The organism is Amycolatopsis melonis, from assembly GCF_040064235.1.
Classification (GTDB): domain Bacteria; phylum Actinomycetota; class Actinomycetes; order Mycobacteriales; family Pseudonocardiaceae; genus Amycolatopsis; species Amycolatopsis melonis.
In genome coordinates this window covers 302,756-327,200 of sequence record NZ_JBDZYD010000009.1, presented here as the reverse complement: position 1 = coordinate 327,200, position 24,445 = coordinate 302,756, and the positions used below count along the sequence as shown (strand labels likewise).

At 71.2% G+C, this 24,445-nt stretch carries 23 protein-coding genes; 9 read left to right on the top strand and 14 right to left on the bottom strand.

What is annotated here, in order from left to right:
• Window positions 1–13 precede the first annotated feature (13 nt).
• A complete protein-coding gene (locus tag ABJI51_RS25290; RefSeq protein ID WP_348953892.1) occupies window positions 14–1,405 on the top strand; it encodes a family 2B encapsulin nanocompartment shell protein in 1,392 nt (463 codons plus the stop codon).
• Window positions 1,402–2,421 carry a family 2 encapsulin nanocompartment cargo protein polyprenyl transferase gene (locus ABJI51_RS25285; RefSeq protein ID WP_348953891.1) on the top strand — a complete coding sequence of 340 codons (1,020 nt, stop codon included), beginning with the start codon at window positions 1,402–1,404 and terminating at the stop codon, window positions 2,419–2,421. The genes ABJI51_RS25290 and ABJI51_RS25285 overlap by 4 nt, the downstream gene beginning before the upstream one ends.
• A gap of 128 nt (window positions 2,422–2,549) precedes the next feature.
• Here ABJI51_RS25285 and ABJI51_RS25280 read toward each other — a convergent pair whose 3' ends face one another.
• Window positions 2,550–3,677, bottom strand: coding sequence for a CapA family protein (locus tag ABJI51_RS25280; protein WP_348953890.1), 1,128 nt, complete (start codon window positions 3,675–3,677; stop codon window positions 2,550–2,552).
• Between the two features lie 360 nt (window positions 3,678–4,037).
• On the opposite strand from ABJI51_RS25280, the gene ABJI51_RS25275 reads away from it, so the two are divergent.
• From ABJI51_RS25275 to ABJI51_RS25255, 5 genes are all read left to right on the top strand, one after another.
• Window positions 4,038–5,012 (top strand): substrate-binding domain-containing protein, encoded by a 975-nt coding sequence (locus ABJI51_RS25275; protein ID WP_348953889.1) that lies wholly within the window; start codon window positions 4,038–4,040, stop codon window positions 5,010–5,012.
• A 67-nt stretch (window positions 5,013–5,079) separates the two neighbouring features.
• Window positions 5,080–6,615 carry a sugar ABC transporter ATP-binding protein gene (locus tag ABJI51_RS25270; RefSeq protein ID WP_348953888.1) on the top strand — a complete coding sequence of 512 codons (1,536 nt, stop codon included), beginning with the start codon at window positions 5,080–5,082 and terminating at the stop codon, window positions 6,613–6,615.
• Complete coding sequence (locus ABJI51_RS25265) at window positions 6,612–7,637, top strand: ABC transporter permease (RefSeq protein ID WP_348953887.1); 1,026 nt, start codon at window positions 6,612–6,614, stop codon at window positions 7,635–7,637. The genes ABJI51_RS25270 and ABJI51_RS25265 overlap by 4 nt, the downstream gene beginning before the upstream one ends.
• Complete coding sequence (locus ABJI51_RS25260) at window positions 7,634–8,284, top strand: FadR/GntR family transcriptional regulator (RefSeq protein ID WP_348953886.1); 651 nt, start codon at window positions 7,634–7,636, stop codon at window positions 8,282–8,284. Before ABJI51_RS25265 ends, ABJI51_RS25260 begins: the two co-directional genes overlap by 4 nt.
• 71 nt (window positions 8,285–8,355) lie before the next feature.
• Window positions 8,356–9,420 (top strand): glycoside hydrolase family 88 protein, encoded by a 1,065-nt coding sequence (locus ABJI51_RS25255; RefSeq protein ID WP_348953885.1) that lies wholly within the window; start codon window positions 8,356–8,358, stop codon window positions 9,418–9,420.
• Between the two features lies 1 nt (window position 9,421).
• On the opposite strand, the gene ABJI51_RS25250 is transcribed toward ABJI51_RS25255, so the two are convergent.
• From ABJI51_RS25250 to ABJI51_RS25225, 6 genes are all read right to left on the bottom strand, one after another.
• A complete protein-coding gene (locus ABJI51_RS25250; RefSeq protein ID WP_348953884.1) occupies window positions 9,422–10,738 on the bottom strand; it encodes a DNA polymerase IV in 1,317 nt (438 codons plus the stop codon).
• A 1-nt stretch (window position 10,739) separates the two neighbouring features.
• The gene (locus ABJI51_RS25245; protein ID WP_348953883.1) at window positions 10,740–11,051 is read right to left on the bottom strand and encodes a winged helix-turn-helix domain-containing protein; all 312 of its coding nucleotides are present in this window, start codon (window positions 11,049–11,051) and stop codon (window positions 10,740–10,742) included.
• The gene (locus tag ABJI51_RS25240) at window positions 11,051–11,662 is read right to left on the bottom strand and encodes a hypothetical protein (protein ID WP_348953882.1); all 612 of its coding nucleotides are present in this window, start codon (window positions 11,660–11,662) and stop codon (window positions 11,051–11,053) included. The genes ABJI51_RS25245 and ABJI51_RS25240 overlap by 1 nt, the downstream gene beginning before the upstream one ends.
• Window positions 11,663–11,707: 45 nt before the next feature.
• A complete protein-coding gene (locus ABJI51_RS25235) occupies window positions 11,708–12,439 on the bottom strand; it encodes an ABC transporter permease (protein WP_348953881.1) in 732 nt (243 codons plus the stop codon).
• On the bottom strand, window positions 12,436–13,335 hold the full coding sequence (locus ABJI51_RS25230) for an ABC transporter ATP-binding protein (RefSeq protein WP_348953880.1): 900 nt from the start codon (window positions 13,333–13,335) through the stop codon (window positions 12,436–12,438). The genes ABJI51_RS25235 and ABJI51_RS25230 overlap by 4 nt, the downstream gene beginning before the upstream one ends.
• 130 nt (window positions 13,336–13,465) lie before the next feature.
• The gene (locus ABJI51_RS25225; RefSeq protein ID WP_348953879.1) at window positions 13,466–15,052 is read right to left on the bottom strand and encodes an alpha/beta hydrolase; all 1,587 of its coding nucleotides are present in this window, start codon (window positions 15,050–15,052) and stop codon (window positions 13,466–13,468) included.
• A 272-nt stretch (window positions 15,053–15,324) separates the two neighbouring features.
• Here ABJI51_RS25225 and ABJI51_RS25220 point away from each other — a divergent pair, with 272 nt between their 5' ends.
• On the top strand, window positions 15,325–16,497 hold the full coding sequence (locus ABJI51_RS25220; protein WP_348953878.1) for a macrolide family glycosyltransferase: 1,173 nt from the start codon (window positions 15,325–15,327) through the stop codon (window positions 16,495–16,497).
• On the opposite strand, the gene ABJI51_RS25215 is transcribed toward ABJI51_RS25220, so the two are convergent.
• From ABJI51_RS25215 to ABJI51_RS25190, 6 genes are read right to left on the bottom strand one after another with little or no spacing between them, the layout of a single operon-like run.
• Window positions 16,498–18,060, bottom strand: a complete 1,563-nt coding sequence (locus ABJI51_RS25215; protein ID WP_348953877.1) for a caspase family protein — start codon at window positions 18,058–18,060, stop codon at window positions 16,498–16,500.
• Complete coding sequence (locus ABJI51_RS25210) at window positions 18,053–18,433, bottom strand: effector-associated constant component EACC1 (protein ID WP_348953876.1); 381 nt, start codon at window positions 18,431–18,433, stop codon at window positions 18,053–18,055. The genes ABJI51_RS25215 and ABJI51_RS25210 overlap by 8 nt, the downstream gene beginning before the upstream one ends.
• Window positions 18,434–18,486: 53 nt before the next feature.
• Entirely contained in the window at window positions 18,487–20,205 is a 1,719-nt protein-coding gene (locus ABJI51_RS25205) for an aminotransferase class V-fold PLP-dependent enzyme (RefSeq protein ID WP_348953875.1), read from the bottom strand.
• Window positions 20,202–20,969 (bottom strand): amino acid ABC transporter ATP-binding protein, encoded by a 768-nt coding sequence (locus tag ABJI51_RS25200; protein ID WP_348953874.1) that lies wholly within the window; start codon window positions 20,967–20,969, stop codon window positions 20,202–20,204. The genes ABJI51_RS25205 and ABJI51_RS25200 overlap by 4 nt, the downstream gene beginning before the upstream one ends.
• Window positions 20,962–21,840, bottom strand: a complete 879-nt coding sequence (locus tag ABJI51_RS25195) for an amino acid ABC transporter permease (RefSeq protein ID WP_348953873.1) — start codon at window positions 21,838–21,840, stop codon at window positions 20,962–20,964. Before ABJI51_RS25195 ends, ABJI51_RS25200 begins: the two co-directional genes overlap by 8 nt.
• A complete protein-coding gene (locus ABJI51_RS25190; RefSeq protein WP_348953872.1) occupies window positions 21,827–22,777 on the bottom strand; it encodes an ABC transporter substrate-binding protein in 951 nt (316 codons plus the stop codon). Before ABJI51_RS25190 ends, ABJI51_RS25195 begins: the two co-directional genes overlap by 14 nt.
• Before the next feature lie 98 nt (window positions 22,778–22,875).
• Between ABJI51_RS25190 and ABJI51_RS25185 the strand changes: the two genes are divergently transcribed.
• Window positions 22,876–23,859, top strand: a complete 984-nt coding sequence (locus ABJI51_RS25185) for a Gfo/Idh/MocA family protein (RefSeq protein WP_348953871.1) — start codon at window positions 22,876–22,878, stop codon at window positions 23,857–23,859.
• Here the strand turns inward: ABJI51_RS25185 and ybiA are convergent.
• Window positions 23,820–24,401, bottom strand: a complete 582-nt coding sequence (ybiA, locus tag ABJI51_RS25180; RefSeq protein WP_348953870.1) for a riboflavin biosynthesis intermediates N-glycosidase — start codon at window positions 24,399–24,401, stop codon at window positions 23,820–23,822. The genes ABJI51_RS25185 and ybiA overlap by 40 nt on opposite strands.
• Between the last annotated feature and the right edge of the window lie 44 nt (window positions 24,402–24,445).

Sequence of the window (24,445 nt, the reverse complement as noted above, 5' to 3'; positions counted from 1 at the left end):
GGCGCGTGAAACCTTGACAGTCACCGAAGAAACGGCGTCACTGCAGCTGTCGCTGAGCGTCACGGCGGCACGGACGCTGACCACCACGACCAAGACGGTGCCGCAGATGCGCGGCATCACCAGCCGCTGGCTGCTCTCCCAGCTGCCGTGGGTCGACGTCCCGGCGGGCAGCTACCGGGTCAACCGGCGGCTCACCTACACCGTCGGCGACGGCAAGGTCAGCTTCTACAGCACCGGCGCGCGCGTCCAGGTCGTGCCCGCCGAACTCACCGAACTGGCGCTGCTGCGCGGGTTCGGCGACGACCAGGCGCTGCGCTCGCTGGCCGACGCGTTCGAGCAACGCGAGTACGAACCGGGCGCGACGCTGTTCGCCGAAGGCGCGCCGCGGGACACGATCGTCCTCGTCGCCCACGGCAAGGTCGGCCGGTACCAGGTAGGCGAGTACGGCGACGAGGTCCACCTCGGCACGTCCACCGACGGCGACCACTTCGGCGAGGAACTCCTCGGCGGCGCCACCGGCACCTGGCCGTTCACCGCGCGGGCCGCCACCCGCGTCATCGCGCTGGTGCTGCCCGCCGCGGCCTACGCCCGGCTCAACGGCCGGTCCGAAGCCCTCCGCACGCACGTCGCGGAAGCCCTTGCGCGGCCGAGGAAACCGCAGAACAAGGCCGGTGAGGCGAGCATCGACCTGACCGCCGGGCACGACGGCGAACCCGTCCTGCCCGGCACCTACGTCGACTACGACCCCGCGCCGCGGGAGTACGACCTCGCCGTCGCGCAGACCGTGCTGCGGGTGCACAACCGCGTCACCGACCTCTACAACCAGCCGATGAACCAGCTCGAACAGCAGCTGCGGCTGACCGTGGAAGCGTTGCGGGAGCGGCAGGAACACGAGCTGATCAACAACACCGAGTTCGGCCTGCTGCACAACGCCGACCTCAAGCACCGGCTGACCACGCGCACCGGCCCGCCGAGCCCGCTGGACCTGGACGACCTGCTCAGCCGCCGCCGCAAGACGCGCTTCTTCCTCGCGCACCCGCGGGCGATCGCCGCGTTCGGCCGCGAGTGCACCGCGCACCGCGTCTATCCGGACACGACGGTGGTGGACGGCAAGCGCGTCCTGGCCTGGCGGGGCGTGCCGATCCTGCCGTGCGACAAGCTCCCGATCAGCCCCGCGGGCACGACGTCGATCCTGGCCATGCGCACCGGCGAGGACGACTCCGGCGTCATCGGCCTGCGCCCGAAGGACCTGCCCGACGAGTACCAGCCGGGACTGAACGTCCGGTTCATGGGGGTCAGCGACCGCGCGGTGACGTCGTACCTGGTCAGCGCGTACCACTCCGCGGCCGTGCTCGTCCCGGACGCCCTCGGCGTGCTCGACGACGTCGAGATCGGCCACCCATGACGACCATGAACACGCGGACCGCGGCCCGTCCGCTCGCCGACGTCCTCGCGTGGAGCCGCGGACTGGTCGACCCGGCACTGCGCGCCGCCGCCGACCGGCTGCCGGAAACGATGCGGCAGATCGCCTGCTACCACTTCGGCTGGCGGGACGCGCACGGCAGGCCGTCGACGGCGAGCGGCGGCAAGGCGCTGCGGCCGGCGTTGGTGCTGCTGTGCGCCGAGGCGGCGGGCGGCGATCCCGCCGACGCCGTCCCGGCCGCGGTGGCCGTCGAGCTGGTGCACAACTTCTCGCTTCTGCACGACGACGTCATGGACGGCGACACCACGCGACGTCACCGCGCCACGGCGTGGACGGTGTTCGGCACCGGGCCCGCGGTGCTCGCCGGGGACGCGTTGCTGAACCTGGCGTTCGACGTGCTGGCCCCGCGCGGGGCGCCGGACGCGCGGCTGCTGTCGGACGCGGTACTGGCGTTGCTGGAGGGACAGGCTGCGGACCTCGACTTCGAGCAGCGCGACGACGTCACCCCCGCCGAGTGCGTCCGGATGGCGGAGGGCAAGACGGCGGCCCTGCTGGGAGCGGCGTGCACGCTGGGGGCACGTTCCGGGCAGCGCGACGCGGACCGTTTCGGCGCGTTCGGCCGCGCGGTCGGGCTGGCGTTCCAGCACATCGACGACCTGCTCGGCATCTGGGGCGACCCGGCGGTCACCGGCAAGCCGGTGTACTCGGACCTGCAGAACCGCAAGAAGTCCCTGCCGGTGGTGACGGCACTGTGCTCGGGCACTCCCGCGGGCACGGACCTGGCCGCGCTCTACGCCCAGCCGTCACCGCTCGACGACGCCACGCTGGCCCGCGCGGCGACGCTGGTGGAGACGGCAGGCGGACGCCAGTGGAGCCAGTCCCAGGCGGACGCGTTGCAGGCCAAGGCATTACGCGAACTCGCGGCAGTCAACCCGGTCCCGCGAGCGGGAGCCGAACTCGCCGCCCTGGCCCGCCTGATCACCACCCGCACCCACTGAAACCCGTAACTCGCGTGATCGGGGACCGAACTCGCGTGATTGAAGCCGTAACTCGCGAGATCCGGCTTCAATCACGCGAGTTACGGCGCTAATCACGCGAGTTACGGCTCTGATCACGCGAGTTCGGCCTACTTGCCGGGGCGGGTGAGGCCGTCCTTGTCGGCTCCTAGGCTCAGGATGTTCTTGTCCGTGTCCTCGAGGGCTTTGGTGACCTGGGCGGACTTCTCGGCTGTCGACAAGTCGATCAGGCGGATCGGGGAGTCGAGCTTGATCAGGGTCGGGACGTACTCGGCCTTGCCGACCTTCCAGCGGTCGCCGTCGCGGACGAAACGGAAGCGGGCCGCCGCGCCTTCTTCCGTGTCGCCCTTCGGCTCCGAATGGCGGGCGACGCTGTTGCCGAGCCCGTAGGCCACCCACTTGTCCCCGATCTTCTCGAACGGCTGGACCACGTGGGCGTGGTGGCCGACGATCAGGTCGACGTCGTCCGACGCCAGGATCCGCTTCGCCTGCGACCGCTGCTCGGTCGTCGGCTCGTGCTGGTACTCCACACCCCAGTGCAGGCTCGCGATGACGACCTGCGCGCCGGCCGCCCGCGCCTTCCGGGCCGCCGCGAGGACGTCGTCGACGTCGATCTGGTTGGCCAGCCACGGTTTCCCGGACGGCACCTTGATGCCGTTGAACCCGAAGCTGTACGACACCTGCGCGACCTTGACGCCGTGGACGTCGAGGATCAGCGGTTTCGCCGCCTCGGCCGCCGAGCGGGCGGAGCCGGTGTGCTTGACGCCGACGGCGTCGAGCTTGTCCAGCGTCCGCGTGACACCTTCGGCGCCCTGGTCGATGGTGTGGTTGGACGCCGTCGAGCACGTGTCGTAGCCGGTGTCCTTCACCGCGTCCGCGATTTCCGGCGGCGCGCTGAACGACGGATACCCGCTGTACGGGCCGCCTTCCTTCGCCAGCGGCGTCTCCAGGTGGCAGATCCCGAGGTCCGCGCCGGAAACCAGCGGCTTGATCCCGGCCAGCAGCGGCCGGTAGTCGAGCTTGCCGCCGCCGTCGGCCTCGGCCTGCTCGGTCAGCGCCGGGTGGATCAGGACGTCGCCGGTGGCGACGACAGTGAACGACCCCTCCGGCGCGGCGGCGGAACCCGAGGACGCCGCCTCGGGGAACGGCGTCGGCGCCGGCCCCTGCTGGGGCGGGCTGCTGCAGGCGGCCGCCAGGACGGCGATTCCGGCGAGCGCGGCGACGCGGTGCTTGGTCATCGATCCCCCTCGGACGTCGTCCGGCCATCCTGCCAGCCGGGCGAATCGGACGGAGACGGCGTCCCCCAGCCATGTCCGAATCGCACCACAGTCGACAACACCGATCAGAACATCGTCACCGGACAAAACCCGGACAACGCCCAGTCCAGGGCCGAAAAAATACGATAAATGCCTGGGCGGACGCCCCCAAGTGGTCACGCAGAGTAGGTCTCGCTCCGCTAACTCCGCCTTGACGCTCCACGAATGGGTGTTTTGTAATACGAGTCACTTCAGAGCCCCATCCCCGTCTCCGGCCCCTGGGAGCCCTTGATGTCCACACACCCGCACAGGTCACGGACCTGGAGCGTTGTTGGTTGTTGTTTGATTTCCGGCGTGCTGCTGGCTTCCTGCTCGTCCGGGAAGGACACCGCGGCGCCGCAGCAGCAGGCGCCGGCCAACGGCAAGATCACCCTCTACTACCTGCAGAAACAGGGTGACCAGCAGTACTTCGTCGAGCAGGCCCAAGGGGCGCAGGAGAAGGCGAAGGAACTCGGCGTCGAGCTCAAGGTGGTCAACCTCGGCCAGGACGCCAACAAGGCCATCACCGAACTCGACGCCGCGGTCGCCCAGGGCGCGAACGGGGTCGCCATCGTCGTCCCCGACCAGGCGATCGGCCCGCAGGTGATCGACAAGGCCAAGAGCGCGGGCATCCCGCTGGTCGCCTCGGACGACGTCATCAAGGACGGCTCGGGCCAGAAGGCGCCGTTCGTCGGCTTCAACGGCAGCCAGATGGGCGACTCGGTCGGCACCGAAGCCGGGAAGCTGTTCAAGGCCGCGGGCTGGTCCCCCGCCGACACGAAGATCATCAGTGCCTACAAGCAGGACCTGACCGTCTGCACCGACCGCGTCAACGCCGCGAATGCCGCGTTCGCCAAGGCCGCGGGCGCGGACGTCCCGGTGATCGACGTCGGCACCGACAACTCCCCGGTCGACGCGCAGAACCGCTCCGGCGCGGTGATCGGCTCCAACCCGGGCGTCAAGCACTGGGTGGTCTGGGGCTGCAACGACGAGAACGAAACCGGCGTCGTGACCGCGCTGGCCAACTCCGGCGTGCAGCCCGCCAACATCATCGGCGTCGGGCTCGGCGCGTACCTCGACTGCAAGGACTGGGCCGCGGGCAAGGACACCGGCAACAAGGCCGCGCTGTACATCTCCGGCGCCGAGGTCGGCCGCTCGGCGATCCAGGTGCTGGTCGACAAGATCAAGAACGGCAAGGAACTGCCCGCGGAAACGATCGCCAAGACCACGATCGTCAACAAGGACAACTACAAGCAGGCCGGCGTCAACTGCACCTGACCGCTCTCCCCGGGACCGGCACTTTCACGTGAAAGTGCCGGTCCTGCCGCCGTATGGAAGGGACACCATGTCCGGCTCTCCTCCCGCGCTCGCCGTCGAGGGCATCGGCAAGCGCTTCTCCGGCGTCACCGCCCTCGACGACGTCTCGCTGGAGTTCCGCTCCGGCGAGGTCCTCGCGCTGATGGGCGAGAACGGGGCCGGGAAGTCGACGCTGCTGCGCGTGCTGTCCGGCGACCAGGGCCCGGACGACGGGCGGCTCCTCCTGGACGGCACCGAGGTCACCTTCGACACCCCGCGCGCGGCGATGGCCGCCGGGGTGCGCGTGATCTACCAGGAGCCCGAGATCATCCCGCACGTTTCGGTGGCGGAGAACGTCTTCGTCGGCGAACTCCCCGCCAAGGCCAGGGTCTTCAGCCGCCGCACGCTCATGAAGGCCACGCACGACGCCCTCGTCGAGTACGGCTTCGAAGGCGTGCTCAACCCGGCGACGCTCGGTGTCGCGCTGTCCGCCGCGCAACGCCAGCTCGTCGAGATCCTGCGGGTGCTCACCGCGGCCACGCCACCGCGGGTGATCGCCTTCGACGAGCCGACGTCGTCGCTGTCGGAACACGAGGTGGAGGCGCTCTTCCGGCTGATCGGGCGGCTGCGGGACAGCGGCGTCGCCGTCGTCTACGTCTCGCACCGGATGAAGGAGATCTTCCAGCTCGCCGACCGCGTCGCCGTGCTGCGCGACGGCAAGCTCGTCGGCGTCCAGCAGGCCGCGGAGACCGACGAGCCCAGCCTGGTGCGGATGATGATCGGCCGCGACCTCTCGGCCCTGGAGCGGCGCGTCACGCAGGACACCGGGGACGTGGTCCTGAAGCTCGACGACGTCACGACCGACGACGTCACCGGCATCTCGCTGCAGGTCCGCGCGGGCGAGGTGGTCTGCCTGGCCGGGCTGGTCGGCGCGGGACGGTCCGAGCTGGCCCGCGCGATCGTCGGCGACCTGCCGATCCGGTCCGGGACCGTCGAACTCGACGGGAAGCCGCTTCGCGCGCACAACCCCGGCGACGCCGTGAAGGCGGGGATCGGCTTCGCGCCCGAAGAACGCAAGACGGACGCGTTGCTCATGCAGCGGTCCGTACGCGACAACGTCTCCATCGCCGTCCTCGACCGCCTTCGCCGCTTCCGTGTCGTGAAGCGCGCGAAGGAGCGCGCGCTCGTCGAGGAGTACGTACGCGAGCTTCGCGTGCGGACGCCGTCGATGGAACAGGAAGTCCGGAAGCTCTCCGGCGGCAACCAGCAGAAGGCCGTCCTCGCGCGCTGGCTCGCGCGGCGGCCGAAGCTGCTGATCCTCGACGAGCCGACGCGCGGGGTCGACGTCGGCGCGAAGGCCGAGATCTACCGGATCATCGACGGCCTGGCCGCCGAGGGCATCGCGCTGCTGGTCATCTCCTCCGACCTGCCCGAGGTGCTGACGCTGGCCGACCGCATCCTCGTGATGCGTGCCGGGCGGCTCGCGGGTGAACTCGGCCGCGAAGAGGCGACCGAGGAAGCCGTGCTGACCCTCGCCATCCCCGAAACCGAACCCGCCGTGGAAGACCAGGAGATCGGCGCATGAGCACCCCCACCAAGGAAACGTCGGCCCCCGCCGCCCCGGCTCAGCCGAGCGCCGCGCGCCGCGTGCTGACCGGCATCGGCGTGCAGAACTCCAGCCTGATCATCACGCTGATCGCGCTGGTCGTCCTGCTGAGCGCGCTGAACGAGAACTTCTTCCGCACCAACAACCTGCTGCTCATCGGCAGCGCGATCACCATCATGGGCCTGCTCGCGCTGGTCCAGACCCTGGTGATCATCCTGGGCGCGCTGGACATCTCGGTCGGGTCGATGGCCGGGCTCGCCTCGGTCGTCTCGGCGATGGTGTTCACCTCGACCGGCAACTCGGAGGTAGGCATCCTCGCCGCGGTCGGCGTCGGCATCCTGTGCGGCCTGGTCAACGGCATGATCATCATCTTCGGCCGGGTCAACCCGGTGGTCGCGACGCTGGCGATGCTGGCCACCTACAAGGGCATCGCGCAGGTGATCTCCGACGGCAAGGCGCAGGGCTACACCGGCGGCGACGACCTGTTCATCTTCCTGGCCAAGGGATCCGTGCTCGGGCTGCCGTCGCTGGTGTGGGTGTTCCTCATCGTCGCGGCGCTGCTGCACTTCCTGCTCAAGTACACCGACATCGGCCGCAACGTCTACGCGATCGGCGGCAACGACACCGCCGCGCGCCTGGCAGGCATCAACATCAACCGGTACATCATCGGCGTGTACGCCCTCGTCGGCGTGGTCGCGGCGATCGCGGGCGTGCTGATCACCGCGCGCACCGGCTCCGGGCAGCCGACGTCCGGATCGGAAGGCCTGGAACTGCAGGCCGTCACCGGCGCCGCGCTCGGCGGCACGATGCTCAAGGGCGGCCGCGGATCGATCATCTCGACCGTGCTCGCGGTGATCATCCTTGGCGTGCTCGACAACGGCATGTCGGGGCTGGGCATCAACCCGTTCTGGCAGAACGTCGCCCACGGCGCCCTGCTGGTGATCGCGGTCGTGCTGCAGCAGCTGCGCAGCGGGGAGCGGCGCGTCGGCCTGCCGGAGTGAACCTCCACGCGCGCATCGTCGACGAACTCGGGCGGCTCATCGTCGAAGGCGTCCTCGGGGACGGGCAGCCGCTCGTCCCCGAGGAGCTCGGCCGCCGCTTCTCCGCGTCCCGCACGGTGGTCCGCGAGGCGCTGCGCGTGCTGGAGTCCAAGGGCATGGTCACCGCCCGCCCGCGCGTCGGCACCTGGACGCTGCCGCCGGAGGCGTGGGACGCGATCGACCCGGACGTCATCGCCTGGCGCGTCAACGGTCCCGACGGCCGCAAGCACCTGCGCGAGCTGTTCGAGCTGCGGCTGGCGATCGAGCCCCAGGCGGCGCGGATGGCCGCGCGGCACCGGTGTCCCGACGAGCTGTCCACGATGGCGGCGGCGTACGCGCTGATGGCGGACGCCCCCGACCCGGCGGTGTTCCAGGACGCGGACGCGCGGTTCCACGCGGCGCTGATCCGCGCGTCCGGGAACCCGCTCATCGCGCAGCTGCAGGTGCCCGTGGTGGCGGCACTGCGGGCGCAGGGCGAACCGGCGGACACGCTCGTCGCGCACTCCCGCGTGCTGACGCTGGTGCTGGCGAAGAACGCCGACGGCGCCGAATCCGCGGCCCGCCGTCTGCTGGAAACCGTTGCGCCGTACCGCTCATCGGCACCTTGACACGGTTACCGGGAAGCGCTTCACTCGCTGCGGACGACCCGCCGCCCTGACGTGCTGAGGAGGACGCTTCCATGCGTTTCCCGGGAATCTCGGGCGTGCTCGTGGCGCTCGTCGGCGGCCTGCTGACGGCCCCGGCGGCGACGGCGGCGGACTGCGCGGTGGCGAGCGAAATGGTGGCCGCGGGCAACTACTGGGTGGCGAACGGAACCGGGCTCGACGCCCCGGACTGGCAGAACGCGACGTTCCACGTCGGCAACCTCGCGTTGGTCCGGACCACCGGCCAGTCGAACCACAAGACGTACCCATGGGCCAAGGCGAACGGCTACCAGCTCCCCTCCGACCCGGAGCGCCCGTTCTTCCCGGACAACCAGGCGGCGGGCGAGGCTTATCTGGACCTGTACACGTATTTCCATCCGGAGATCCCGCTGGACTCGATCCGCACGCGGATCAGGGACGAGGTCGCGTCGGTGCGGGCGGGACACCGGGACTACTGGAACTACGTGGACGCGCTGAACATGGCGATGCCGTCGTTCGCGCGGATGAGCCTGATCGACCACGATCCGTCCTATTTGGACGTCATGCACACACTGTTTTCCACTGCGGAACGGAAGTTGTTCAGCGAAGCCACCGGTCTCTGGTACCGCGACGCGCGGTTCGCCGGCACGGGGGTGTTCTGGTCCCGCGGCAACGGCTGGGCACTGGCTGCGCTGGCGAAGGTGTTGCAGGTCCTGCCGTCCGACGACCCGCGCCGTCCGGAATACCTGCGGGTGTACCGGAAGATGGCCGCGACGCTGGCCTTGGTGCAGCGCCGCGACGGGTTCTGGAACGTGGACCTGCTGAACCCGTGGCACCACGGCGGCCCGGAGTCCAGCGGCACGGCGCTGTTCGCGTTCGGCCTCGGCTGGGGCGTCAACGCGGGAATCCTGCCCGCCGCACGCTTCCGCCCGGTGGTCGACAAGGCGTGGACGGCGTTGTCGGCAACCGCTCTGCAGCCGAACGGCCTGGTGGGGTATGTCCAGCCGGTCGGCGACCGCCCGGCCGCGGCTCACGTGACCGACACCGCTGCCTACGGCGTCGGCGCGTTCCTGCTGGCGGGTCAGGAAGTGGCGAAGCTGCAGGGCTGCTCGGCCGGGTAGATCAGCGCAGGCAGTCGCCCGGGTCGCCGCGGCGCAGGGCCGGGTCGTCCTGGGGGAACGTGCGGGCCGCGCCCGGGCCCGTCGAACGGGACTCGAAGCGGACCGTCACCCGGCCGTGGCCCGCGCCCTGGACCCAGCCCGTGCCGAACTCCTCGTGGACCACGTCGTCGCCCTGGCGCCACGTCGACGGAGCCGGCGCGGCAGCGGCCACGGCAACCGGCGCCGCGGAAACGACCGTCGAAGGGGTCTCGGGGACCGCCAGGCTGAACAGTGCGTCCTGGTGGGGCACCGACAGCCCGCTGAACGCCACCCCCGCCAGCCGGATCCCGCCGAACTCCGCCGGGTCCAGCAGGAGCCGCTCCGCCGTGGCCGACAGGGCGGCCAGGTCGTCCGTCGGGGCGGACATCGTCTCCGAGCGGGTCACCGTGTGCATGTCCGTGTGCCGCAGCTTGACCACCACCGTGCGGGCCACCCGCCCGGCCTTCACCAGCCGCTGGTGCGCCCCCACCGCGATCCGGCGCACTTCCGCCCGCAGCGAGGCCAGGTCGATGATGTCCGTGTCGAACGTCGTCTCGGCGCTGACCTGCTTGGTCTCGCCGCGGCCGGTGACCGGGCGGTCGTCGAATCCCGTCGCGAGCCGTCGCAGGTCGCGGCCGACCACCCCGCCCAGCGTGGCGACAGCGTCCTTTTCGGACAGTGCGGCCAGTTGCCCGAGCGTCTGGACGCCGATGAAGCGCAGCTTGCCCTCCGCGACCGGGCCGATCCCCCACAGCGCGCGCACCGGCAGCGGCGCGAGGAACTCGCGTTCGGTGCCCTGCGGCACGACCAGCAGCCCGTCCGGCTTGGCTTCGTCGGAGGCGATCTTCGCGATCTGCTTGCCGTTGCCCGCCCCGATCGACGCCACCAGCCCGGTTTCCGCGCGGATCCGCGCCCGCAGCGAGGCACAGAACGCCGTCACGTCTTCCAGCGACGCGCCCGCGAGCGACGGCGGTTCGGCGAACGCCTCGTCGAGGGAGATCTTCTCCAGCACCGGCGCCACCTCGGCGACGACGGTGAAGACCTCCTGGCTGAGCCGTTCGTACACGCGGAAGCGCGGCGGCACGATCACGCCGTTCGCCGGCAGCAGCCGCCGCGCCTGGGACATCGGCATCGCCGAGCGGATGCCGAACGCCCGCGACTCGTAGCTCGCCCCGGCAACGACACCGCGCGGCCCGGTGCCGCCGACGAGCACCGGACGGCCCGCCAGCGTCGGGCGGGTGAGCTGCTCGGCCGACGCGTAGAAGGCGTCAAGGTCCAGGTGGATCACCCAGCGGGCCACGTCAGCCCCCGCCGGTGGCGTCCAGCAACCGGTGCAGCGCCTGGGTGTAGCTCTCGAACGCCGCCCGCCCGTGCGCGGTCAGCCGGACCAGGGTGACCGGCGTGCGGTGCTCGTAGGCCTTGGTGATCTCGACGTACCCGGCGTCTTCGAGCTTGCGCAGGTGCGTCGAGAGGTTGCCCGCCGTCATGTCCAGCAGCTGCTGCAGCCGCGGGAAGGTGATCTGGTCGCCGCTGCGCAGCCCGGCGAGCGCGACCGTGACCCGCAGCCGGGCCTGGGCGTGGATGACGGGGTCGAGCTGCGGCAGTTCGCTCATCAGCGGTTCTCGCGCACGAAGTAGACGACCGACGCGAGCAGGAACCCGCCGCCTCCGCACGCCGCGAGGACCAGGAAGTTGGCCGGGAAGCCGACCAGCACGCTCAGCGCGGCCGACACGATCATCCACGCGCCGAGGCCGTACATCAGCCTGTCCTGCCAGACCATGCCGCCCGCCAGGTACAGCACGCCGGTGAGCAGCAGCCAGGAGCCGGACCACAGCAGCGAGACCTGGCCGGGCGACAGCGCCTGGAACTGCGTGATCCGGAGGTCGACGACCATCAGGCCGGCGGAGCCGAGCAGCCAGCTCCAGCCGTACATCGCGCCGGTCGTGCGGGACGGGCCGCGGATGCCGCGCGCGGCACGGGCGCTGACGTAGGCGGTGTAGGCGATCGCGGCGACGAACAACACCCCGGTGACGACCCCGCCGACCCAGCCGGGCACGTCCTCGGCCTGCGTCGCGTAGTAGGTGAAGCCCCAGCCTGCGATCCACGCGAAGGCCCAGGCGGCGAGCATCCGCGCCGGGCCGCCGCCCAGTTCCCGGCGGGTCCGCCGGTGCTGCCGGGCGATCAGGTCCAGCGATTCCTCCGCCGACAACGGCTCGTCGTCCACCCGGCCCGGCCTCCTCCCCTGCGCTGCACGGAAGTTAACACGCATTCACAGCCGGGCGGTGTCCAGCCGGAACCGGCGCACCACGACCAGGGCGGGCACGACCAGCCAGCCCGCCAGCACCAGCGCGGCCGGGCCCAGCCCGCCCGCGTGGGCGAGGGGCTCGACGCCGAGGCGGCCCAGCCAGTACGTCGGGAAGAAGTGCGCGAGCGTGGCCATCCAGTCCGGGAGGACGTAGAGCGGGATCCACAGGCCGCCGAGCATGCCCAGCGGCATCATCAGCGCGCCGGTGACCGCGCCGACGGTGTCACCCTTGCCGAACAGGCCGATGGCCAGGCCCAGGACGGCGAACGGGAGCACGCCGAGCCACAGCGACCCCAGCACCAGGCCCCACTGCGCGGCCGTCAGGTGCACGCCCAGCGCGAGCCCGGCGACGAAGACCGTCACGAGGACCGGCAGGGCCACCGCCATCGCGGAGACGACCTTGACGGCCAGGTAGCCGGGGCCGCGCATCGGCGTGAGCCGCAGCTGCCGCTGCCAGCCGTCGGTGCGTTCCTGCGCGACGCGGGTGCCGGTGAACAGCGCGCCGCCGCTCGCGCCGTACGCGGCCAGGTTGATCATGGTCTGGACGTCGGCGGGCAGGCCGTTGGGCGCGACGAGCTTGCCGAAGATCGAGCCGAACAGCAGGAACATGGCCACCGGCATGCCGATGGTGAAGATCGTGAACTGGGGGCTGCGGAGGATCCGCTTGATCTCCAGGCCCAGGTAGGTCGTGTTCACGCGGCGGCCTCCTCGCTGGTCAGCGCCAGGAAGGCCTCTTCGAGGCCGAGCGCGGTGATCTCGATGTCGGCCGCCCGCGGGTGCGCGGCGAGCAGGGCGCGGACGGCGGCGTCGGAGTCGGCGCAGGCCAGTTCGGCGCGGCCGGCCCGCAACTGGACGCCGGTGACACCGGGCAGGGAGGCGAGGTCCGCCTCGGTCGCGCCCGGGACGACGGCCTTGAGCACCCGCCCGGACACCGCGGCCCGGACGTCGGCGACCGGGCCGTCGGCGACGACCACGCCGTGGCGCATCAGCACCACGCGGTCGGCGTAGTCCTCGGCCTCGGCGAGGTAGTGGGTGGCGAACAGGACGGTCCGGCCGCCGTCGGCGAACTCGCGGATGGCGGCCCAGAAGGCCCGCCTGCCGTCGACGTCCATCGCCGCGGTCGGCTCGTCGAGCACGAGCAGCTGCGGGTCGCCTGCCAGGGCGAGCGCGAACCGGACGCGTTGCCGTTCCCCGCCGGAAAGCTTGCCGCAGCGGCGTTTCACGAGGTGCCCGAGGCCCGCGCGGGCAATCACCTCGGCCGCGGGCAGCGGCTGGACGTGCGTCGAGACGACCAGACCGACGATCTCGCCGACGGTGACGTCGGGCAGCAGCGCGCCGTTCTGCATCATCGCGCCGACGAGCCCCCGGTCGACGGCTTCGCGCGGGCTGCCCCCGGCGACGATGACCTCCCCCGCGTCGGGCTTGCTCAGGCCGAGCAGCAGGTCGACGGTGGTCGACTTGCCCGCGCCGTTCGGCCCGAGCAGCGCGACGACCTCGCCGGGCGCGACCTCGACGGTCACCCCGCCGACGGCGGTGACGGACCCGAACCGCTTGGTCAGGCCGCGCAGTGCGAACGCCGGTCCCCCAGTCATGGCGTCCTCCCCTCCTGGACTTGGTGAGCCTACTTTGTAACACAAAGTCCACGGTTCCGGAGAGTCCGCGCCCAGAAAACGGGGTGCCGGGCACTGGCCCGACACCCCGCTCCTCAGGGGTTTCTGCAGGTCAGCCGAGGAACCGGCCGGAGAGGAGACCGTCGGCGAGACCGGTGTCGGCCCGTGCCGCGGCTGCCGTCGGTGCCGGGGGTGTCGGCTGGGGCAGCGGGGCGCACTCGACGTCGGCCGTGCGGCCCGGCTTGCGGGCCGGGAGTGCGCCCGTCGCCAGGTAGTCGGCGATCTTGGTGTCGACGCACGCGTTGCCGCGCGGGGTGATCGCGTGGCTCGTGCCGCCCGGCTCCGCGATCAGCGACGCACCCGGGAAGCGGCTGCGGACCTCGAGGCTGCCCTCGTACGGCGTCGCCGCGTCGAGGGTCTCGTCGATCATCAGCACGCTCTGCACGCCACGCCCGTCGACCTTCACCGGCTTGCCCGGCTTCGCCGGCCAGTACAGGCACGGCGCGTTGAACCAGGCGTTCTGCCACGTGAAGTACGGCGCCTTCGCGAACGTCTTCCAGTTGTCGCGCTTCCACTTCTGCCAGCTCTGCGGCCACTGGACGTCGGTGCACTGGACGGCGAGGTAGACCGCGTAGCCGTTGTCGTCGCCGCGGCCGCCGAAGGCCTCGAACAGCGTCTTCCAGTTCTGCCAGTCGCCCTTGTTGACGAACCGGGACAGCGCGTCGCCCAGGAGCGTCCAGCGGAGCTGGTAGTACGACGCCTGCTGGATGACGTCGAGGATCTCGTCCGGCCCGATCACGCCGCCCGCCGGGGTGAACGACGTCTTGAGCAGCTGCTCGTCGACGACGTGCCGCACCGCCGCCTGCGTCTTGCCGAGGTGGTAGACGTCGTCGTGCTGGGCGAGCCAGCCGAACCAGATCAGGATGTTCTTGTCGAACGCGATGTCCTGGTTGAGGTTGTCGCCGTACCAGACGCCGCGCGGGTCGACCGTCGAGTCGAGCACCATCCGGCGCACGTTCTGCGGGTACAGCGTGCCGTACACCTGGCCGAGGTAGGTGCCGTAGGAGTAGCCGTAGAAGTTCAGCTGCTTCTGGCCGAGCGCCTGCCGGATGGAGTCCATGTCCCGGACCGTGTCGGTCGTCTTCATGTTCTCCAGCAGCGCCCGCGAGTTGTTCTTCGCGCAGGCTTCGGCGTACCCCTTGGAGCGGTCGAGCCAGGTCTTCTCCAGCTGCGGGGTGAACGGCACGTACTGCGGCCGGTTGTAGTCCATGTAGTTCGGGTCGCAGCTGAGCGCGGGCTTGCTGTCGCCGACGCCGCGCGGGTCGAACCCGACCCAGTCGTAGGCGTCGCCGGCGTGGTTGGGCACCCGCGGGCCGCGGGTGGCCAGCAGCAGGCCGGACCCGCCGGGGCCGCCCGGGTTGGTCAGCATGACGCCCTGGTACTGCGCGTCGGGCACCTTGTGCTTGACGCGGCTCACGGCGAGCTGGATCTGCTCCCCGCCGGGCTTCGAGTAGTCGAGCGGCACACCGAGGAACCCGCATTCGGCGCCGGCGGCGACGAGGGTGGGGTTGGTGCACGGGCCCCAGGCGATCGCCGCCGGGCTCGCGGGCGCGGCCGGCGCGGCGGTCGCGGCCGGCGCGGTGACGAGCGCGGACGTCACCGCGGCGGCGGCCACCGCGGCGAGAACGGCACCTCTCACTGTTTTCTCCCTTTCCCTGGCGACTTCGGGCGGATGAACCCTAGACCCGCGCGGGGCTTCACGGGGACGGCAACCGGCCGCGTGCCCGGAATGCCCTACGAAAGATGGAAATCGGGTGGCGCGGGGCATCCCGGATCGCGTACGGTCCCGAACATGATCTTCTTCATCCGGCTCCGCCTCGTCTGAGACGGCGTGACCGCCGGGCTCCCCGCCATCGGTGAGTCCCTTTTCTGCGCGCCGTCCTTCTTCTTTCTCTTCCTTGAAGGAGCATCATGCTGCGCAAACACATCGTCATGGTCGGCTGCACGGCACCGAGCCACATCTACCCGTCGCTGGGGGTGATCCGCGAGCTGGTGCGCCGCGGCCACCGGGTGTCCTACGTCGTCGGCTCGCCACTGGCCTCGCTGGCCGCGTCCACCGGCGCCACGGTGGTCGAGCACCCGACGATCTTCCCGCTCGGCGAAGCCGCGGTCTGGCCGGAGGAGCCGGCGGAGGCGATGCGCGTCTTCCTCGACGAGGCGATCGCGATCCACCCGTCGCTGACCGGGCGGTTCGACACCGACCGGCCCGACCTGCTGCTGTACGACATCGGCGGACTGGGCGCGCCGCTGCTGGGGGTGCGGTACGACGTCCCGGCCGTGCAACTGTCGCCGACCCTGGTGGCGTGGGATGGCTACGACGAGGACATGGCCGAGGTCCTGACCCCGATCCGGACGTCACCGTCCGGTGTGGACTATGCCGAGACGTACGCCGCCTGGCTGCGGACGGAAGGGATTTCGGCGGATCCGTGGGAGTGGATCAGCCATCCGCCGCGGGTGCTGTCGCTGATCCCGCGGGCCATGCAGCCGAACGCCGAACGCGTCGGCCCGCACGTGCGGTTCGTCGGGCCGTGCCTGGATCCGGAGCGCCTGGCGGACCGTTCGTGGACGCCACCGCCGTCGGGCCGCCCGGTCCTGCTGGTCTCGTTCGGGACGGCGTTCACCGACCAGCTGCCGGTGTACCGGGCGTGCGTCGAGGCGTTCGCCGCGGACTGGCATGTGGTGATGTCGCTGGGAAAGCACGTGTCGCCGTCGGATCTCGGGCCGTTGCCGCCTTCGGTGGAGGTGTCCGAGAGCGTCCCGCAGCTGGCGGTGCTGGAGGCGGCATCGGCGTTCATCACGCACGCGGGGATGGGCGGGGCAACGGAGGCGCTGTGGTTCGGCGTCCCGACGGTGGCCATCCCCCAGGCGGCGGACCAGTTCGGCAACGCGGCCCAGCTGGAGGCGCTGGGAGCCGGGCGGCAACTGGCGGCTGAGTCGGTGACGGCGTCATCGCTGCGGGAGGCGGTGGACGAGGTGACGTCGTCGGCTTCGGTGGCGTCCCAGCTGGCGGAGCTGAAGGCGGAGATCCGTAGCCACGGCGGTATTGCGGCGGCGGCCGACGCGGTGGAGTCCTTTTTGGAGTGATCAGCCCCAGGAATGGTTGTCGAAGCTGCCGCTGCTGTTGCCGCTGCTCACGGAGAGCAGGACGATGAGCAGGACGGTCCCGGCGATCACGAGCACGACTGCCACCGAGAGCCAGATCTTCGCCCGGCGGGAGAGCTTCTTCTTGGGTGTTTCCGGCTCGTCGGAGGTGGCGGGGTCGCTCGGAGCGGGCTCGGGTTCCGGGACGACCGGCCGTTCGGATCCGGCAACAGCCGGTCCGGGCGGCCGACGGTCCGGTTCCGGAACGGCCTGCTCGGCCACAGCAGCGACCGGCTCCGGCTCCGGCTCAGCGGTGACCGGCTCGGAAACCGTTCCCGCGGCAACCGGCTCCGCCGCACTGCTCTCTGGGCCGGAAGCCACCGGCTCCACCACCTCCGGCACCGCAGGCTCAGCGGCAACCGGCTCCTCCGGCACCGCAGCTACCGGCTCCGCCGCACCACCCTCCGGCCCCGGAGCCACTGGCGCCACCACCTCCGGCACCGCAGGCTCAGCGGCAACCGGCTCCGCCACAGCACCCTCCGGTCCCGGCGCCACCGGCTCCACCACCTCCGGCACCGCAGCAGCAACCGGCTCGGCCCCACCCTTCGGTCCCGCAGCCACCCCGTCGACCTCCGCCACCCAGGCGGCCGCGGCCCCGGACACCCTCCGACTGTCGTCGTCCACCAACCGCCGGATCTCGGCTGCCGTTGCTTCCCTCACCACCTCGTTGCCCACCCGGTTCAGCCGCTTCAGGCCTTCCAGGGCCGTCAGCCGGTCGGCCGCGATCGGGCTTGCCAGTCCGTGTCTCAAATACTCCGGCAGCCGCCACCTCGGGTTCCGGGCCAGGACGATGCGTCCCTCCACATCGGACTGGTGCTTCGGCCGCTGGCGGGGCATCTCCGCCACCACCCGCTCGTGAACGTAGCTGTACAGCTCGTCGACCGTCACATCCCCGTCGCCGTCGAGGTCCGCGCTTCCGTCGCGGAGGCCCGCCACCAGGTGGCGAGTGAACACCGAACGGGCCGCCGAACCCACGACCTCGTTGCCCTCGAACGAATACTGCGTGGCGTCCGAGGCCGTCAGCACCGCCCGGCCGCGGCCCTGGAACCGCTCCAGCGTGTGCACGTCCGTGCCCGCCTTGGCCAGCTTGCCCGCCGGGAACGCGCCGCTGTAACAGCAGTCCAGCACCAGCACCTTCTGGCGGGACGCGCAGCCCGCCATCGCGCGGTCGACCAGCTCCGCCGCCAGCGCCGTGAACATCAGGCTGTCGCGGCGCGTGTTGGCCATCGCCAGGTACAGGCTCCCGTCGTCGTCCTTGACGCCGTGGCCGGTGAAATACAACAGCGTCAGCTCGTCGCGACGGCGGCCGCGGTAGAACTCGCCGATGGCCTCGCCCACCACGTGGTGCGGCTCGTCGACCAGGGTTGTCACCTCGAACCCCGCGATCGCCGGGTCGCTCAGCACCGCCGCCAGCTCCCGCGCGTCGCCGCCGGGTGCGGTCAGGCTCCGCAGCGCCGGGTCGGCGTACGTCTCGGTCGCGATCAGGAGCGCGTGACGGCTAGCCATGGCGCCGGACGAAGGCGTCGATCAGCTGCTGCCGCTCCGCCGACGTCGCCCGCTCCAGCTCGACCGTGTCGCCGTCGACCGTCACCTTGATCCGGTGCCTGCCGCCCTGCCTGCCCAGCCATTCGCGCAGCGTGTCGACCAGGCCGGGGAACACCCCGCCCGCCGCGCTGAACGCCACCAGCAGCGACCCGATCGTCACCGGGTCCGCCGCCTTCGCGCCCTCCGGCAGCTCGGCCGGGACCGGCAGCACGTCGACGTCCAGCTCGCGCAGCTCGGCACGCAGCCTGCGGGCGAGCCGGTCCAGCTCTTCGGCGTCGGCCTCGGCGTCCGCTTCGAGCCGCACCAGCGCCCGCTGCGTGTCCGGTTCGGTCATGCGCGCCATGATCCGCCGGGGCGGCGCCGGGGACAAGGTCCGTTCGGGCAGCGTCAGGCCCGGATCTCGTTGAGGTAGTTGTAGATCGTGTAGCGGGTGACGTCCAGGCGGCCGGCCAGGTGGTCGACCGCGTCCTTGATGAGAAAATAACCGGCTTCGTCGAGCTCCCGCACCACCGCCGCCTTGTGCCGCTTCTTCATGAGATCCACCGGGATTCCCGCCTTCGCGACCGCGCGGTCGACGAGGAACCGCTGCAGGCTGTCGACGTCCGGGGGGAAAGTCTCCGGCTCGCCGTTGCCGCCGGGGGAAGAAGCCGTGTCGACACTGTTGACGCACAGGCAGCCGACCGCCACGCCGTCGGCGTCGCGCAGGAACAGCGTCGACGAGCGGATCGGGCGGCCGTCCGGGCCGTGGGTGCGGTAGTTCGTCAGGTCCTGGGTGGTGCCGCGGCGGACCAGGCCGAGCAGCAGGTCCGTCATCGGCCCGCCGACGCTGCGGCCGGTCACCTCGCCCGCGATGGCGATGATCGAGTCCGGCAGCCTGCTGAGGTCGTGCAGCAGGACCTCGTTGCCCGGACCGAGCATCGCCGCCAGCCCCGGGATAGCCGGGACCAGCGCGGTGAGCACCTCGTGCGTGGTCGCGCCCGCGGCCGGGACGGCCAGGGGCTCGCGCGGCCGGGTCAGCGTCTCCAGGGCGTCGCGGAGCAGGTCCGCGGCCGCCGCCGGGGTCGACGCGTGCGGGGAGAGCCGGACGTGCTCGGGCCGCACGGTCGCGGCGATGCCTGCGGCGGCCAGCGCCGCGCCGACCTGCTCGGCGGGGTGGCCGGGCAGCGTGAACGCCAGGATTCCGGCGCGGCGATCGACCGCCGAGACGACTTCGGCGCCACAGGCGGCCAGCACCTCCTCGAAGGCGGCCAGCCGCTCGGCGATCCGGGCCGCGATGGCGCCGACGCCGGCGTCTTCGACCAGTTCGAGGGCCTCGGCGAACGCGCCGGAGGTGATCGGGCTGAGGTTGGAGAGCGACCACGCCTGCGCGGTGCCGTCCGGCGGGTGGATCTCGTCGTCGAACAGGCCGGGGTCGCGGGCGCCGGTCCAGCCGGACAGCACCGGGTCCATCCGCTCCAGCGCGCGGTCGGACAGCACGGCGAACCCGGTGCCCCAGCCCGCGCGCAGCCACTTCTGCCCGCCGACGACCAGGATGTCGGCGACCTCCCAGGGTTCCTCGGTCACGCCGAAGCCCTGGATGCCGTCGACGACCAGCAGCCGGTCGCCGACGACGTCCCGCAGCGCCGCGAGGTCCGCCCGGTAGCCGGTGCGGAAGTCGACCGCGCTGACGCTGACCGTCGTGATCTCCGGAGTCAACGCGGACGCGACCCGCTCGGGCGTCACGTGACCGCCGGTCAGGCGGCGGACGCGCAGGCGTCCGGCCTGCTCGGCGCGGGCCCACGGGTAGGTGTTGGCGGGGAACTCCGCCGCGGACACCAGCACCTCGCCCGAGCTGTGGAAGGCGGCCTGGAACAGCCCGAGGCTGGTGTGCGGCAGCAGCACGGTGTGGTCGGTGTCCGAACCGGACAGCCGCGCCGCGGCGGCCTTGGCCCGGATCTCCTGCCGCATCAGCTCGTCCACAGTGGACGGACCGGCCGTGGTGGCCTGGTGCAGCAGGGCGGCGGTCGTGTCGAGCACCGCGTGCGACGGCGGCCCGAAGCGGGCGAAGTCGAGGTAGCCCGCCGGCTCGTCGAACTGGAGCAGGTACCGGGGCGAAATGCGCGTCACGCGAGGATCCTCGCCAGGAACTGCCAGGTGCGGTCGTGCTTCGGCGCGCTCAATACCTCCGACGGCGGCCCGGTCTCGACGACCGCGCCGTCGGCCAGGAACACCACCTCGTCGGCGGCCTCCGCGGCGAAGCTCATCTCGTGCGTCACGACGACCATGGTCATCCCCTCCCCCGCCAACGTACTCATCACCTCGAGGACCTCGCCGACCAGCTCCGGGTCGAGCGCCGACGTCGGCTCGTCGAACAGCATCAGCTTCGGTTTCATCGCCAGCGACCGGGCGATCGCGACGCGCTGCTGCTGCCCGCCGGACAGCTGCGCCGGGTAGGCGTCGGCGCGGTGCGCGAGCCCGACCCGGTCCAGCAGCTCCAGGCCCTGCCTGCGAGCCTCGTCGGGCCGCACGCCAAGTACCCGGATCGGCCCCTCGACGACGTTCTCCAGCGCGGTCCGGTGCGCGAACAGGTTGAACCGCTGGAACACCATCCCGATGTCCCGCCGCTGGCGCGCCACCTCGCGTTCGCGCAGCTCGTACAGCTTCCCGCCGCGCTGCCGGAACCCGATCGGCTCGCCGTCGACCCAGATCTGGCCGGCGTCGATCGTCTCCAGGTGGTTGATGCAGCGCAGGAACGTGCTCTTCCCGGCACCGGACGGCCCGAGCAGGCAGACGACCTGTCCCTTGTGGACGTCCAGGTCGATCCCGCCGAGGACTTCGGTGTGGCCGTAGGACTTCCGGACACCCACGGCACGCAGCAACGGCTCAGACACGGGCACTCCTCACCAGCGGCACCCCGCGCAACGCCTTGCCCGCGCGGGCGAGCGGCCCGCGGTCGGCCTGCCCGAACGCGCGTTCCAGGTAGTGCTGGCCGACGCCGGCGACGGTCACCACGACCATGTACCAGACGGCCGCGGCCAGCAGCGTCTCCATGACCAGCAGGTTGTTGGACGAGATGTTGTTGGCCGCGTGGATCAGCTCGGTCACGCCGATCACCGACGCCATCGACGTGCCCTTGAGCATGTTGATGAAGTCGTTGCCGGTCGGCGGGATGATCACGCGCATGGCCTGGGGCAGCACGACCCGGCGCAGCGTCGCGGCCGGCGTCATGCCGATCGACTTCGCCGCCTCGGTCTGTCCGGAGTCGACGCTGTTCAGCCCGGCGCGGACGATTTCGGCCATGTACGCGCTTTCGTTGAGCGCCAGGCCGAGGAACGCGGCGGTGAACGCGCTGATCAGGACGTTCGTCTGCTCGTGGACCAGGAACGGGATGTCGATCACCGGGAAGACCAGCGCCAGGTTGTACCAGAGCAGGATCTGCAGCAGCACCGGCAGGCCGCGGAAGATCCAGATGTAGCCCGCGGCGAACCAGCGGGCGACCGGGTTGGCGCTGCGCCGCAGCAGGGCGATGACGATGCCGAGCACGATCGCGACGGCCTGGGACAGCACGGCCAGCACGACGGTGTTGAGCAGGCCGGTCGCCATCACCTTGTAGAAGACGAAGTCCGGGACCTGGTCCCACGCGATCTGCGCGTTGCCGAGGGCGATGCCCAGCAGCACGAGCAGGGCGACGATGACCGCGGCGGCGACCCAGCGGCCCCAGTGCCGCAGCCGGACGATCGGGAGCGGTTCAGGAGCCGCCATTGATCGCGGCCTCCTTGATCGCCCCCTGCTCGACGCCCCAGGCCTGCAGGATCTTGCCGTAGGTGCCGTCGGCGATCAGGGCCTGCAAGGCCTTCTGCACGGCGTCGCGCAGGGCCGTGTTGGCCTTGTTGACGCCGATGCCGTACGGGCCGCCGTCGATCGGCTCACCCGGGACGACCTCGAAGAACTTGCCCTCGCCCGCGGTGCGCGAGATGTAGACGGCGCTGGGCAGGTCGTTGAGGATGGCCTGCACGCGGCCGGTGCGCAGCTGGTTCTGGTTCTGGTTGTCGCTGTCGGTCGCGGTGACGTCGACCGCGGGCTTGCCGGACTGCGTGCACTTCGTGCTCTGCTCGGCGGCGAACTTCTGGTGGCTGGTGCCCTGGACGACGGCGACCTTCTTGCCGCAGAGGGTGTCCGGGCCGGTGATGCCGTCGGGATTGCCCTTGCGGATCATGATCGTGATGCCCGAGGTGAAGTAGTCGACGAAGTCGATCTGTGCCTGGCGCGCCTTCGTGTCGTTCATCCCGGCCATGGTCAGGTCGATGCGGCCGGACTGGAGGCTGGTGATGAGCGAGCCGAACGCCATGTCCTGGTGGGCCACGGTGACGCCGAGCTTGGCGGCGATCGCCTTGGCGAGGTCGACCTCGTAGCCGATCGGGGTCTTGCCGTCGGCGGCGTAGAAGTTGTTGGGCGCGGACTGCAGGTTCGACGCCAGGTGCAGCACGCCCGCCTGCTTGATGTTCGCCGGGAGGGCCGCGTTGAGCTGCGCGTCCTTCTGCACACCCTGGACGATCGCGGCGGTGTCCGGAATGCCCGACGCGGGACTGCCGGCGGCCTGCGACGTCCCGCCCGCGCCGTCCGGACCGCCCCCGCAGGCGGTCACGAGGACGGCCAGGCTCGCCAGCACCACCGCCTGCACGGCACGAAAACGGGACATAACGGACCTCCACTGTTCGGCTGGCCGGAACGCTACAACTCGGTGTTGAAGAGGTCAACTGGCTGTTGAAGTTTTGTCCTGGTGCTAGCTTCGCGGTCATGAGCCTGCGGATCGGCATCCTGGGGGCGGCCCGCATCGCCCCGGCGGCCCTGGTCAGCCCCGCTTCTGCGCAACCCTCGGTGTCCGTGACGGCGATCGCGGCACGCTCACCCGAGCGCGCGCAAGCGTTTGCCTCCCGGCACGGCATCCCGAAGGTCCACTCGTCGTACGAGGACCTGCTCGCCGATCCGGACGTCGACGCCGTCTACAACCCGCTGCCGAACGGCCTCCACGGCCGCTGGACCCGGGCGGCGGTGGCGGCGGGCAAGCACGTGCTGTGCGAAAAGCCGTTCACGGCCAACGCGGCGGAGGCGCGGGAGATCGCGGCACTGGCCGACGCGTCGGACCGGGTGGTGATGGAGGCGTTCCACTACCGCTACCACCCCCTGGCGCTGCGGGTGGAGGAGATCGTCGCGTCGGGCGAGCTGGGGACGCTGGAGCGGGTCGAGACGGCGTTGTGCTTTCCGCTGCCGAAGTTCTCGGACATCCGCTACGACTACGCCCTGGCGGGCGGCGCGACGATGGACGCAGGATGCTACGCGGTCCACATGGCCCGCACCTTCGGCGGCGAGACCCCGTCGGTGGTTTCGGCGTCGGCGAAGCTGCGTTCTCGCGACGTCGACCGGGCGATGGTGGCCGAGCTGCGCTACCCGTCGGGCCACACGGGACGGATCGAGTGCTCGATGTGGTCGTCGTCGCTGCTCAAGATCAGCGCGAAGGTGACCGGCTCCCGCGGGTCGCTGTCGGTGCTGAATCCGGTGATGCCCCAGGCGTTCCACCGGCTTTCGGTCCGCGTCGGCGGAAACCGGCGGACGGAGAAGTTCCCGCGGCGGGCGTCGTACGCCTACCAGCTGGACGCGTTCGCCGCGGCGGTCCTCGACGGTGCTCCGGTCAAGACGTCGGCGAGGGACGCGGTGGAGACGATGACGGTGATCGACGAGATCTACCGCGCCGCGGGACTCCCGCTGCGCGAACCCAGCTGAGCCCGGACGTCGGCGAGGGCGAAGCCGAGCAGGTTGAGCCCCCGCCAGGCCCGCGGCTTCCCGGCCCGCGGGTCGTCGGCGGCGAGGCCGATGCCCCAGACCCGGTCGACCGGGCTCGCTTCGACGAGGACGCGGTTCCCCGTTCCGGCCAGGTACTGCCCGAGTTCGGGGTTCCCGCCGAACTTCGCGGCGTTGCCCTCGACCACGATCTCGTACCGGTGCACCACCCACGTCCGCTCGTCGAACCCCCGCACGCGGCGGCCGAAGTCCTTGGCTTGCTTCGGATGGACCGCGGTGAGCACCTGCGCGGCGACCTCGTCGTCCCCGAAGAGTTTCGCCTTCCGCCACATCATGTAGTGCTCGGCGGTGGCGAACCGGACACCGTCCACCTCGAACGGCGACGGCCACCACTGGCTGAAGCAACCCGCACCGACACCGCCCCCACGCGGCGGCTGGTGCCCCCAGAAGTACACGTACTTGAACCGCTTCCCCGCGTCGAGGGCGCGGGTCAGCTCCTCGACACTGCGCGGGTGACCGGTCATGCGCATCAGTCTCACGCACGAACCGGCCACCCGCACCCGAATTC